The following is a 12,467-nucleotide window of genomic DNA, read 5'->3' as shown; positions in this document are numbered from 1 at the left end:
GTTAGTGTATGTATCAATTAAGCTAGAAAGATATCGTAGGATTTCATTTTGGCTTTTCACCTTACTCTCAACCTCTTTCTTCCGTTGATCACCTTTTAATCCTAACTCATCCATATCAAGAAGAAATCTCGCATAAACGAACCCTTCTACATTTTCATTTAAAAAATGAACATCCTCGGCAATATCAACGTCCTTGGGCGCCATCTGGTTGTAGTAAAAAAAGTTCCCATAATTAATATGTGGAAGTCGTTCAAGTCGAGCCATATCGACCATATAAGCTTTGAATAGCAGTTCCTCGATAAACTGATATGATGCAGTCTCAAAGTCATCTACCTCCTGACTCAGATTACTTAACCTTTGCACATCACCACGACCAACAGAACCGGATTCCCTATATAAGAGTGCAACTTTTTCAACGTAGTCTTTTAAAACCGAATAAGTTTTCCTTTCAGTCGTAGCCAAAACGAGTCTCCTGACTTCATCCAACTCCGCGATTATTTTTTGAACAGAGAGCTGCAGTATGAATTCAAAAGTGCCCTTATAGAGCTTAACATCCGGCTTTTCCCTTGAAGTGATTTCTTCCAAATACTTGTCAATAAGCTGCTCGATACTATTGTCTGACCTTCTCATGTTTGTTAAAGTTTAGATGAAATGTCTTTATTTCAAAGCTTGGGTATTCTGCTTACGGCCTCTTGTTTTTTCTTATCCAATACCTTCGCATAAATCTGAGTCGTCTTGATATGCCTATGTCCCAGTAATTTCGATGTAGTAAAAAGATCCGCACCCAGATCAAGCATCATAACGGCGAAAGTGTGCCTACCACAGTGGAACGTAATGTCCTTTGTTATTCCAGCCCTAGTGCACCATCTTAGGAGTTCCATATTATGCCACGCAGAATATTTCAACCCTTCAAATACCCTATCCTCTGGTTTGCTACGCTCGCCAAGAAATTCAAGAGCCTGTTCGTTCACATCCAGGTACTCCTGCCCTTGTGTTTTTTTCTGCCTGAATACAATTCGCGGAACACCATTTAAATCTTGCACCTGGCTCCAAGTCATTTTATTAATATCTGACCAGCGAATTCCGGTGAGACAACTAAACAAAAACGCTCTTTTCATGACTGGAAATTTACATTCAGCGAGAGTCAAAGCCTTTACTTCATCAAAAGATAGGTAATCACGCTGCGGGTCTCCGGGCTTAGGAGCATTGACTGATTTGGTAGGATTAGTTGGAAGAAGCCCTTTATCATGAGCGTGCTTTAAACAAGTGGCCAACTTATTGTAGTAACTGTGCTGTGTATTCTGGGATAGAGGTTTGTCGCTTTTGGTTTTAATGTCCTTTAAAAAGCTCTTGAAGCCTTCGACAAATCCAGAATTCACGTCATCGAAAGTGGTGGATTCTTTACAATACTGTTTCAGGTATTTTAGTGCGCTTGCCCAGTTCCCATAGTTACCTTGCTCCTTTTTTCGTTCTTCAGTTAATGTACTGAAATAGTCTAAGAAGTTAGTTTGGGTCTTTGTAGGACTGGCGAATCCATATTCATTGTTTTGAATTTCTACAAGTCGCTTCGCCTTAACAGCCTGCGCTAGTTGAAGGGTCGCTCTGTTTTCCTCCTTGTCCTTTGCAGATTTCGGATTTGCAACTAGGTACAACTTTAAGAATTCGTACTTTCTTTTACCGTTTAAATAAATATCTAGATAAAGACTTATGTCGCCATTCGCCAGAACTTTTTCTCGGACATGAATTAACTCTTTTTGTTTCTTTCCCATTTTGTTACTTTTGTTACTCGTGATTAGCGAGTAACAAATAAGCAACAAATATTGGTGATTTAAAAATTAACAACAGAAATCAACATCTCGACCTAACCCACCTAATAAATTTACAAACAACTGATAAATAGATATTTAATTCCTTTCCCCTACTTTTGTTTTCCTTTGGTCGAGTAACAAAACAGACAATTATTTTCCGATACAAAACTTGCTAAAAATATTATCCAGCAAATCATCAGTAACTATAGTCCCGGTTATCTCACCCAAATGATGCAGGGACAAACGGATATCTTGGGCGAGAAAATCGCCTGTGACACCAGTCGAAAGTCCATCCAAAACATCTTGCAGCGCTTGCTGCGTTTTTAACAGGTGTTCGTAATGGCGGGAGTTTGTCACAACCGTATCGGTAGCAGCTTGCCTGCGAACTTGGCCCACTAATGTGCTCGTAAGTGATGCAATCCCATCCTGGGTTTGGGCGGAAATTGAAATCACGCCTTGAGAGTTTTTCAGGTCAATATCGTTTTTCAGATCAGCCTTATTCCGTACCCAAAAAACTTTTTTATCAGAGGCAACCGATGGTGCCAGGCTTTGCAGGTCCATATAGGTCTCCTGACTATCGAAAAGGAATATAATAATATCCGCGCCTTCCATGGCTTTTTTCGATCGTTCGATTCCTATGGATTCTACCAAATCTGAGGTTTCACGGATTCCGGCTGTATCGATGAATCTGAATTTCAGGCCGTCGATGATCATCGTATCCTCAATCACATCGCGGGTGGTGCCGGCTATACTTGTTACGATTGCTTTTTCTTCATTCAATAGCGCATTCAGCAATGTCGATTTCCCTACGTTTGGTGAGCCAATAATCGCTACCGGAACTCCTTCTTTGATCGCATTCCCGAAATCAAAAGACTCTATCAAGGGATTGATCGTCGCGAGCAATGAATTGATCAACCTTCGCAAATCATCTCTTTCCGCAAATTCCACATCCTCCTCGCCGAAATCCAGTTCTAGCTCGATCAATGATGCAAAATGTATCAATTCTGTTCGTAATGACGCAAGCTTTTTGGAAAAACCTCCCCTCAATTGATTCAAGGCAGTTTTATGACTTTCCTGCGAATCGGCCGCTATCAAATCGGCCACAGCTTCCGCCTGAACGAGGTCAAACTGGCCATTCAGAAATGCGCGTTGGGTATACTCCCCTGGCTTGGCGATGCGGGCACCATTTTTAATCAATATCTTTAATATCTGACGAATGATATAGTCGGAGCCGTGACAGCTGATTTCTATTGAATCTTCCTTGGTGAACGATTTAGGGGTCTTGAAAACCGAAACCAATACTTCATCTATAATTTGCTCGCCGTCTCTTATCGTACCAAAATGAATGGTATGCGAATCGACAGACTTTAGATCTTTTCCTTTGAAAACCTTGCTAACCAACGCAATAGACCCTAATCCGGAAACACGGATCACTGCTATCGCACCCACTCCCGAAGGTGTCGCCAAAGCGCAAATAATATCCTGCTGATGTACTTCTTGCTGAACCATACTACAAAGATGCGACGGTTGTCTCAAAAAATCATCCTCCTATTTTCGTATCTTTGGGCATTTTAAGGGGAAATATGGTGTTCTCCTGACTCAGCAAATACAACAATATGGAAGTGGAAACAGCAACTTTACCGATCATCACGCAGCAATTACCTGTTATGGAAGCCTTTTATACCCTGCAGGGTGAAGGACAACACAGCGGAAAAGCTGCCTATTTTATACGCCTAGGGGGCTGTGATGTAGGATGTCATTGGTGTGACGTCAAGGAATCGTGGGATGCTGATATTCACCCCAAATATTCAATAGACAGTATAGTTGCAGGGGCGATGGAATATCCGGGAAGGCTGGCTGTTATTACGGGTGGAGAACCTTTGATGTATGACCTTCAGGAGCTGACGTCAACCCTTCAAACCACTGGATTTCAAACCAATATTGAAACATCGGGGGTATATCCTTTTACGGGCCAATGGGACTGGGTTTGTTTTTCTCCCAAAAAATTCAAAACTCCGCATCCGGATATATATAAACATGCCAATGAGTTAAAGGCCATCATTTACAACAAAAGTGATTTTGACTTTGCCGAAGAACATGCGGCAAAAGTAAATGAAAACTGCGTCCACCTCCTTCAACCTGAATGGAGTAAACACGAGCAAATGCTGCCTTTAATAATTGATTATATCAAAGACAATCCCAAATGGAAAATGTCGTTACAAACCCATAAGTACATGAACATTCCCTAATGCGATATTGGTTTGCCACTTCCCTGCTCTGCTTTATTCTGGTTCCTCTAGCCCTGTACGGGCAAACACCGCCGTCCTCCCGGAAGGCAAAAGAGGCATTTGATAAGGCTCAGAAAGCATGGCAGGACCGGCAGATTCCTCAGGCAGTCCTCAATTATGAAAAAGTGCTGGAAATCGAGCCTGATCATTATGATTCAAATCTGAAGCTCGCTCAGATAGCTGACTTACAGAAAAACCAGGCGCTTACTAAAAAGTATTACCAAAAACTGATTTCGCTCAAACCTGCTGATCCTCAGTCGGCAGGAGCGTATCAATGGATCGCAAACAGCCTTTTTCAAAAGGAAGCATATGATTCGGCGGCCATCTATTTTGAAAAAGCGCTGGCGTTATTCCCAGAAAAATCCAGTCAACATAAACTTACAAATAAATTACTAACCTCAGCGAGATTTGCAACGGAAGCCATTAAATCTCCTTTGTTTGTAAAAAAACGGTCGCTTGGTGATACTGTCAACTCGTTGGATTCGCAATACTTCCCGGTATTAACTGCTGATAATGAAACCCTTATATTCAGCGGACTGACACCGGAAAAAGACGAGAATATCTATATCACCAATAAAAAAGAGGGATTTTGGGATATTCCGGAAGAGATTTCAAAAGCGATTAATTCCTCCAACAACGAAGGAACCTGTTCGATTTCGGCCGATGGAAGAACCCTCGTTTTTACTGCCTGCAACCGGGAAGATGGATATGGAAGCTGTGATCTGTATATTACCCAAAAACAGGGAGGCGACTGGTCGATCCCCAAAAACATGGGCGATGTAATCAATTCTCGACAATGGGAGTCGCAGCCTTCACTTTCTGCCGACGGACGTATCTTGTACTTCTCTTCTGACCGCAAAGGCAGCGTTGGCAAAACGGATATATGGTATTCCCGAATGACCAACAACGGGGCATGGGGCCAGCCCGTGAATGCTGGAAATCAAATCAACACTGAATATGAGGAAGTTGCTCCATTCATACATGCCAACGGCCGGGTTCTTTTCTATTCTTCAAACGGACTTCCGGGAATGGGTGGATATGATCTATTTCTGTCTCAATTGGCCGATACTATTTGGGCAAAACCTGTCAATTTGGGATATCCTCTCAACACGGTACGAGATCAAGTCGGACTGTTCATAGCATCCGATGGGAAGGAAGCGTACTTCACAGACGAAAATCCACAGTCGGGCAAGCCTTCTTTATATACCTTCGAATTACCGGGAAAGATCAGGGAGATGGTAATTCCTACCCGCTATGCGAAAGGAAAAGTTTTTGACAAGAAAACCGGCAAACCAGTCAGTGCGCATATTGACTTATTCGATCTTCAATCGCAGCAAAAGGTTGGAGAATATAAATCTGATGAAAAAACCGGCGCTTTTCTGGCTGTGATAAATCACGGAAGCTCTTACGCTTTCTACGTTTCCGAAGAAGGTTATTTATTTAAAAGCCTGTCATTCAGTATCAACGATTCGGTTTCGGTTCTTAATATGGAAATTCCACTGGAAAGTATCGAGAAAGATCACTCTGAAATATTGAGCAATATATTCTTCAAAACAGGTTCTTTTGAACTAGATGAAAAGTCGAAAGTGGAACTTGATCGCCTTGCCGCTTTTCTGAATGAAAACAAAAAAATCAAGATAGAAATATCGGGTCATACGGATGACGTAGGTACAGATAAGGCCAATCAGGAACTTTCAAACCAGCGCGCCATTTCTGTTGTAGAATATCTTAAAACTTCCGGAATTTCGCCGGAAAGGCTCGCTGCCAAAGGATATGGCAAAACAAGGCCTATTGCACCAAATAATTCAGAAGAAAACCGCCAGAAAAACCGACGGATTCAGTGGAGTGTACTTTAGAGCACTTGCATAGCCAAGGGTTTTTTCGCACTTTTGCACACCAATTTATGTTGCTACAACTAAGGAACGAGTATTATTCGACCTTTCACACTATATCAAACGGCACCTGAATCCGTTCGTCGAATTAATTTTAAAAACCAAGATCACATAGTATTAACATGGTACCTGAAAAAATTGACTGTCTTATAATAGGTTCCGGTCCTGCCGGATATACTGCTGCAATATATGCTTCCAGAGCTGGATTAAACCCTGTCTTGTATCAGGGCGGTCAGCCTGGGGGGCAGCTTACGATCACCACTGAAGTGGATAATTATCCTGGATATCCGGATGGAATTACCGGTCCGGAAATGATGATCAACTTTGAGAAGCAAGCAAAAAGATTTGGCACTGATATTCGCTACGGTTTGGTTACCGAAGTGGATTTTACTTGTCACCCGCATAAAATCGTAGTTGATGGCAAAAAACACATCGAGGCAAATGCAGTCATTATCTCGACTGGTGCTTCGGCAAAATGGCTTGGAATAGAAGGCGAAGATCGTCTCAATGGCCATGGCGTATCGGCTTGCGCGGTTTGTGATGGATTTTTCTTCCGTAACCAGGATGTGGTTGTAGTTGGAGCGGGTGATACTGCTGCCGAAGAAGCCAGCTATCTTGCAAAGTTGTGCCGTAAGGTGTATCTACTTGTAAGAAGAGATGAAATGAGAGCTTCCAAAATCATGCAAAAGAGATTGGAAACGCTGCCAAATATTGAAATTATCTGGAACACAGAAGCTTACAATCTGATAGGCGAACATGGCCTTGAGTCTGTAGCTATCCGTAACAATAAAACCGGCGAAGAAAGCGTATTAAATGCTACCGGCTTTTTTGTAGCGATCGGTCATAAACCTAACACGGATATTTTCAAAGGTTACCTTAATATGGACGAAACCGGGTATATCCAAACCGTTAAAGGAAGTTCGCTGACCAATATCAAAGGTGTTTTTGCGTGTGGTGATGCTCAGGACAATGTATATCGCCAGGCGGTAACCGCTGCAGGAACAGGTTGTATGGCTGCACTGGATGCGGAAAGGTTTTTGGTAGAATTGGAGGTGGAAAAAGAGATCGCAGAAACAGCCTGATTTGTAACCCACAATAAATTTTAAAATCGGCTATATGTGCCCCTACACATAGCCGGAGGTAGACTATTTATGAAAGAAAAGCTTATTGTAGGCTTGCTGTTAGTTCTTTGTCTGGTTGGCGGGAATGCTCATGCGCAAGAGCGTGGGAAATTCCGTAAAAACCCAAAAATCAATCAAACGGGAAGTAATGCAAATGAAGGACCTACTAAGGCCGTTGTTCCGCAGGCGGAAGACGAATACATCATTGAGAGTTCCGGATTACAATTTCAAAGTCAGTTTGAGCCTGTCAAACCGCTGAACCCTGTAGTTAGTGAAGATACCTCCAAGATCGAGGAAGGTGAGCCGGAAGTGATAGAAATGGTAGATTCCTTACTCGTTGAGGATGAATGGGTTAAAGTGGCTGAATACTATGCCATATGGGATCCGAGGGTCATCAATCCCTACGGACTTACTCCACAGGAATTTGATGAGCCAGTTGATCTTACGCTTTATAATCCTGCGCAAAACCATATGTGGAGTACACCGATGACGCAAACTCCAGTCACCTCAAATTTCGGTTTCCGCTGGGGGCGCCGCCATAACGGAACTGATCTGGATCTAGAAACCGGTGATTCTGTAAAAACGACCTATGACGGGATGGTGCGGATCGTGGCCTGGGATGGAAGCGGATATGGAAGGTTTATTCTGGTGCGGCATTACAACGGGCTTGAAACATTATATGGTCACCTCTCAAAACAAATGGTTGAATCTGGTGACTTGGTTAAAGCTGGCGATGTAATCGGGCTGGGCGGAAACTCTGGCCGTAGTTCAGGTTCACATTTGCATTACGAAAACCGGTATGAGGGTAACCCTTTTGACCCAAGGAACTTGTTCGACTGGGAAAACAGGCAGATCAAGTCAGATCATTTTTTGCTGACGCAGGAGGTGTTGACTAATTTGAAAGGACCGGCAAAAAGTGAATTTGAAGCTGGCGATGCTCCTGTGGCATATACCCGTTCCATTTTACATAAGGTTCGTTCGGGCGAAACCCTTTCGTCTATTGCAGGCAGATATGGTGTCGGTGTCTCAGCGCTTGCCAGAAAAAACAGAATATCAACAAGATCCACGTTACGTGTCGGCCAGAAGCTGAGAATCAAATAACAAAAGAATGAAACTTGACATATTGGCTATCACGGCACATCCAGACGACATAGAACTTTGTTGTGCAGGCACACTGCTTGCTCAAATGGCCCTGGGAAAAACAGTTGGATTGATCGATCTCACAAGAGGAGAACTTGGTACCCGTGGAACTCCTGAAGGAAGAATACAGGAAGGTTTGGAATCTGCAAGGATATTGAATGTTGCGGTTAGAGAGAACGTCGGACTCAAGGATGGTTTTTTCGAAAATGTTGAAGAGCAGCAAAAAGAAGTGATCAGATATATCCGTAAATATCAGCCGGATATTGTGATCACTAATGCAATTGATGACCGGCATCCGGATCATGGTAGAGGCGCAAAACTGGTAGCTGACAGCTGCTTCTATTCGGGACTCAGAATGGTTGAAACGTTGGATGAAAATGGCGAATCTCAGGCAGCCTGGAGGCCAAAAAATGTTTTTCATACCATCCAGGATCGCTATATCAAACCTGATTTTGTAGTGGATATCACGCCATATCACGACAAAAAACTGGAGGCTATTCGCGCATTCAAAAGTCAGTTTCACAGTACCGAATACAAAAAAGACGAGCCGCAAAGCTATATTTCAACACCTGATTTTCTGGAATTCATTATTGCAAGATCCAGAGAGTATGGGCATTCGATCGGTACCACATTCGGAGAGGGTTTTACATCCCACCGTATGCTGGGTGTTACCGACTTAGGAACATTTCTATAACCAGCAGAGGTGGTCTAAATAATGATCGCTTATGAATCTATTTTGACTCTTTTTTCGTATATAGAAGTAATACAAACTTAAGAAGTCATATGAAAAAGATTGCGGTCACTAGCTTCGTAATTCTGACATTGAGCTGCCTGCAGTTCTCATGTTCAGGACAGTCGGCCAAGAAAAACAGTATCCCCGACAAACATGTTTCAACCACACAAACCGATTCCAGTATGAAAAAGTCGAATGAAGAGTGGAAAAAAGTATTATCGCCGGAAGTATATCAAGTAGCCCGTCTGAAAGGGACAGAGAGACCATATACCAGTGCTTTTGAGCATTCAAAGGAAATTGGAACATATTACTGCGCAGTTTGCGGTAATCCTTTATTCAAAAGTGATACAAAATTTGAGAGCGGTTGTGGATGGCCGAGTTTCTACGAACCCATCAGTAAGAACTCAATCATTTATGAAAAGGACGTCAGTCATGGAATGGTAAGAACCGAAGTGATGTGTGGAAAATGTGATTCTCATTTAGGACACGTATTTAACGACGGTCCACCACCGACTGGTTTGAGATATTGTATCAACGGAGTCGTGCTCGATTTCGAAAAAGCACAAACTGCTGAAAAGAAATATAACGCTGAGAAATCAGAGAAAGGCAGCTAGTCAGCATAATTTCAACAAAAATGGGATATTCAGTTTACAATGAATATCCCCTTTTTTATTCGGCAAAAACTTCCACAGCAATAGTGGAAATTTTTCTACAATAAATTTTCACCCAAGAATTTACTTTATTCCAACTTCTGCCTCAGCATATTGGTGATACAAGGCTTACTTTCACGAACCCAATGGACGATCATATTTGCATAACCATGTCCCAACGCATATTTCTTTTTTAAGAAATAGACCAACTCAGACTGCCTTGAAAACCGGCATTCAGAAACAATTACAGCCCATTCTACCAATTTCCGTCCCGTTTTTAATTCAAGACTTTTCAACTGGTTCTCCTCTGCCAATTTTAACGATTCGCTGCGCATGTACGTAGAATTTAATTTTGCATAACAGATTTAGTATTTAAACGTATTGCAATTAATGTGGTGTAATGTGAATAGGGCCACAACCTGCACTCTATGAGTTACAGATCTATACCACTTTCTTAAAAAAGGGATACCACAAGGTTTAGAAGTGCAACGAAAACTGAGAAAAAAGAGCCGATTGAACTAATATTGCAGCTTCAAAGATGAAAGCATTCTCATAAACTCGAACTGAAGATTTGCCTCAATAATAGCACCTTCTCCTGAATCGGGATAATTAAAAGAGAGTTTTCGAGCGTGTAATAGCATAGTGTTCATTTCAAATTTTTCAAGGAAAAATTTATTCTGCTTATTGCAGCCATGAGGCCTGTCGCCGATGATGGGATGGAAAATATGTGCCATATGCTTTCGCAATTGGTGCATTCTTCCGGTAGAAGGGTTGAGACTTACCAGCGAGTACCGGGAAGTTGGATGCTTGCCAGATGGGACATTAATTTCTGAGCGAGACAATGTCTTCAGGCTTGTCTGAGCATCCTGCAAAACCCCATCATCTCTTCTTAGGGGATAATCAATTTCTAATTCGTCTGGCGTAAATCCACGTACAATCGCAAGATATTCCTTAGACACTTCGCCATTAGAAAACATTTGTTGAACGATGCTATTGGTATTTTCATCCAATGCAAACAACAATACACCACCCGTTTTTCTATCCAGACGATGCACAGGAAAAACTCTATGATCCAGTTGATCTCTCAGAATTTGGACAGCAAATTCGGTAGCATCAGCTGCGATGGGACTTCTGTGTACCAACAGGCCGTGCGGCTTGTTAATAGACACCAGTCGGTCGTCCTGGTAAATAATTTCAAGAGGGGAAATAACGGCATTATAGCTTGATTCAAGAGAAGCCATTATTTGAAAATAGACAGTTCCAGGTCACTTTTCTCGGTCAGAACAGCGTAAGAGCTAGGTTTAATTCCTCGTAAAAACGGAATAGATTTCAGGACAAACTGTTTTAATCTGGTGATGGTTAATCCCATGCTGTTGTTGACAAATAACGGCTCCAAAACCTCTTTCTCGTAGAAATAACAGATATCTTTCACAACACGAAATTGCTCGGAAGTCAGGAGAAATCTGAATAGACCCGGTGTATAAATATTGATATGACCATATGACAAAAAGTGTTTTAGCTTTTTGTCAACATAAAATGAAAAATCGATCGGTACTTCGAAAATCTGATATTTGGAAACTCTTTTAATTTCTCTCAATAATATACGCTCATGTTCAACGTGCTCCATGACGTGCGAACATATTACCAAGTCGAAATGATTATCCGGAAACGGAATTTTATAACCGTCAAAAAGAAGGATTTCTTTCAGATTTTTGATGTTTTTCGACTTCATAATCTCAATTCCGCTTTCCGAAATCTCCACACAATTAAGGTCATCACAAAAATCCCATTGCGAAAGCCAGCTCAGGATACTTCCCTCTCCTGCACCTACTTCCAATACATTCCTGAAGGTGATATTCTTTGAAAGCTCAACGATATTAATAGCCTTATACCTGGCGCCCATGGTTCTCCATGCTACAGCATTTTGATCATATTGCTCAGAATAAGACGATTTTACATTCTCCGATATCTGCATGGACTGTATAAAACTCTAAAATTTATCTCTCAAATTGATTCGAAACATTTCCACTTGCTAAGATGCTCGTTCCTTATATCGGATCCGGAACCTGATTACCGACCAGAGCACTACGTAAAGAATTCCTAACAATAGTCCCAGCTCAAGGCTCAGCACCAGCGCTGTGCGGTCCATTACACTGTTGAACAAACCGATAAAAAAGCCTTTGGGATCGTGGACAATATCCCAGCTATTCATACGGTGAACACGGCCCAAATATACGCCGAAACCTGCAAGCGGGAAACTGAGAAATAAAAAGATTCGCGTCCATTTGGTTGAAAACATTCTCTTCCAGGATTCGTGCATCCAATATACGGACACCAAACCGTTGAAAAGGCTCACTTCTGCATAAAAAAACAGCATGATCACGTCGTGCCAAGTCAAGTCGCGATGATAATCGATTGTTAAATGCGCGAGATCCGTGATCATATAAGGCGCATTTGGAAAGAATAAGATCCAGACTATTGACAATAAAAAAATCAGGAAACGATTATTCGGGAAGCGAATGGTGATCGTATTGGCCAAAAATGCCACAATTAGGGGTATCCAGCTCAAAAAGAGATTCCAGTCCAGTGAAAAGTCCACCGGAAAATTGAAAAACATGCGAATTACGTGAAAAGTAACCGCAACAACACTTAATAGTAATAGAAGGAGTAGTGAAAATAGGCCTTCCAGAGAAATAATAGGAGGATCAACAACACTAAACCTGTATCCTCTGATCCATTCGATTAATCTTTCCAAAAACAAAAACGTTAAACTTCTTCATGAACGTTGAATATAAAAGGGAAAAACGTACAGAAAGGTAACAACTTACCAGCTCT

Annotated in this window: 13 protein-coding genes; 6 read left to right on the top strand and 7 right to left on the bottom strand. The window is 41.8% G+C overall.

The window, feature by feature from the left end; translation table 11 throughout:
- From AC1XUD_RS24205 to mnmE, 3 genes are all read right to left on the bottom strand, one after another.
- The coding region (locus tag AC1XUD_RS24205; protein WP_483363618.1) for a hypothetical protein at positions 1 to 630 on the bottom strand (630 nt) is incomplete at its 3' end.
- A 32-nt stretch (positions 631 to 662) separates the two neighbouring features.
- A complete protein-coding gene (locus tag AC1XUD_RS24200) occupies positions 663 to 1,769 on the bottom strand; it encodes a phage integrase SAM-like domain-containing protein (protein WP_483363617.1) in 1,107 nt (368 codons plus the stop codon).
- A gap of 189 nt (positions 1,770 to 1,958) precedes the next feature.
- Entirely contained in the window at positions 1,959 to 3,317 is a 1,359-nt protein-coding gene (mnmE, locus tag AC1XUD_RS24195; RefSeq protein ID WP_483363616.1) for a tRNA uridine-5-carboxymethylaminomethyl(34) synthesis GTPase MnmE, read from the bottom strand.
- 107 nt (positions 3,318 to 3,424) lie between these two features.
- Here mnmE and AC1XUD_RS24190 point away from each other — a divergent pair, with 107 nt between their 5' ends.
- From AC1XUD_RS24190 to msrB, 6 genes are all read left to right on the top strand, one after another.
- A complete protein-coding gene (locus tag AC1XUD_RS24190) occupies positions 3,425 to 4,057 on the top strand; it encodes a 7-carboxy-7-deazaguanine synthase QueE (RefSeq protein ID WP_483363615.1) in 633 nt (210 codons plus the stop codon).
- Complete coding sequence (locus AC1XUD_RS24185) at positions 4,057 to 5,952, top strand: OmpA family protein (RefSeq protein ID WP_483363614.1); 1,896 nt, start codon at positions 4,057 to 4,059, stop codon at positions 5,950 to 5,952. The genes AC1XUD_RS24190 and AC1XUD_RS24185 overlap by 1 nt, the downstream gene beginning before the upstream one ends.
- Before the next feature lie 158 nt (positions 5,953 to 6,110).
- A complete protein-coding gene (gene trxB / locus AC1XUD_RS24180) occupies positions 6,111 to 7,070 on the top strand; it encodes a thioredoxin-disulfide reductase (RefSeq protein WP_483363613.1) in 960 nt (319 codons plus the stop codon).
- 36 nt (positions 7,071 to 7,106) lie between these two features.
- Complete coding sequence (locus AC1XUD_RS24175) at positions 7,107 to 8,210, top strand: peptidoglycan DD-metalloendopeptidase family protein (protein ID WP_483363612.1); 1,104 nt, start codon at positions 7,107 to 7,109, stop codon at positions 8,208 to 8,210.
- A gap of 7 nt (positions 8,211 to 8,217) precedes the next feature.
- On the top strand, positions 8,218 to 8,943 hold the full coding sequence (bshB1, locus tag AC1XUD_RS24170) for a bacillithiol biosynthesis deacetylase BshB1 (protein WP_483363611.1): 726 nt from the start codon (positions 8,218 to 8,220) through the stop codon (positions 8,941 to 8,943).
- An 89-nt stretch (positions 8,944 to 9,032) separates the two neighbouring features.
- Complete coding sequence (gene msrB / locus AC1XUD_RS24165) at positions 9,033 to 9,596, top strand: peptide-methionine (R)-S-oxide reductase MsrB (protein ID WP_483363610.1); 564 nt, start codon at positions 9,033 to 9,035, stop codon at positions 9,594 to 9,596.
- Positions 9,597 to 9,721: 125 nt separating this feature from the next.
- On the opposite strand, the gene AC1XUD_RS24160 is transcribed toward msrB, so the two are convergent.
- The 4 genes from AC1XUD_RS24160 to AC1XUD_RS24145 all read right to left on the bottom strand — a co-directional run bounded on the left by AC1XUD_RS24160 (position 9,722) and on the right by AC1XUD_RS24145 (position 12,387).
- Positions 9,722 to 9,967 (bottom strand): DUF4287 domain-containing protein, encoded by a 246-nt coding sequence (locus tag AC1XUD_RS24160; RefSeq protein ID WP_483363609.1) that lies wholly within the window; start codon positions 9,965 to 9,967, stop codon positions 9,722 to 9,724.
- 183 nt (positions 9,968 to 10,150) lie between these two features.
- Positions 10,151 to 10,873, bottom strand: a complete 723-nt coding sequence (locus AC1XUD_RS24155) for a pseudouridine synthase (protein WP_483363608.1) — start codon at positions 10,871 to 10,873, stop codon at positions 10,151 to 10,153.
- On the bottom strand, positions 10,873 to 11,607 hold the full coding sequence (locus AC1XUD_RS24150) for a class I SAM-dependent methyltransferase (protein WP_483363607.1): 735 nt from the start codon (positions 11,605 to 11,607) through the stop codon (positions 10,873 to 10,875). Before AC1XUD_RS24150 ends, AC1XUD_RS24155 begins: the two co-directional genes overlap by 1 nt.
- Positions 11,608 to 11,664: 57 nt before the next feature.
- Positions 11,665 to 12,387, bottom strand: a complete 723-nt coding sequence (locus tag AC1XUD_RS24145; protein WP_483363606.1) for a DUF1361 domain-containing protein — start codon at positions 12,385 to 12,387, stop codon at positions 11,665 to 11,667.
- Between the last annotated feature and the right edge of the window lie 80 nt (positions 12,388 to 12,467).

The sequence above is a fragment of the Dyadobacter sp. HNCC25DJ184 genome, from assembly GCF_056895215.1.
Note: the sequence above shows the minus strand (reverse complement) of the source record. Positions and strands in the feature narration are given on the sequence as shown.

Coding starts and splice junctions, on each gene's coding strand:
- bshB1 (WP_483363611.1), top strand. CDS start 8,218: ATGAAACTTGACATATTGGCTATCACGGCACATCCAGACGACATAGAA.
- AC1XUD_RS24155 (WP_483363608.1), bottom strand. CDS start 10,873: ATGGCTTCTCTTGAATCAAGCTATAATGCCGTTATTTCCCCTCTTGAA.
- AC1XUD_RS24160 (WP_483363609.1), bottom strand. CDS start 9,967: ATGCGCAGCGAATCGTTAAAATTGGCAGAGGAGAACCAGTTGAAAAGT.
- AC1XUD_RS24150 (WP_483363607.1), bottom strand. CDS start 11,607: ATGCAGATATCGGAGAATGTAAAATCGTCTTATTCTGAGCAATATGAT.
- AC1XUD_RS24185 (WP_483363614.1), top strand. CDS start 4,057: ATGCGATATTGGTTTGCCACTTCCCTGCTCTGCTTTATTCTGGTTCCT.
- msrB (WP_483363610.1), top strand. CDS start 9,033: ATGAAAAAGATTGCGGTCACTAGCTTCGTAATTCTGACATTGAGCTGC.
- trxB (WP_483363613.1), top strand. CDS start 6,111: ATGGTACCTGAAAAAATTGACTGTCTTATAATAGGTTCCGGTCCTGCC.
- AC1XUD_RS24200 (WP_483363617.1), bottom strand. CDS start 1,769: ATGGGAAAGAAACAAAAAGAGTTAATTCATGTCCGAGAAAAAGTTCTG.
- mnmE (WP_483363616.1), bottom strand. CDS start 3,317: ATGGTTCAGCAAGAAGTACATCAGCAGGATATTATTTGCGCTTTGGCG.
- AC1XUD_RS24190 (WP_483363615.1), top strand. CDS start 3,425: ATGGAAGTGGAAACAGCAACTTTACCGATCATCACGCAGCAATTACCT.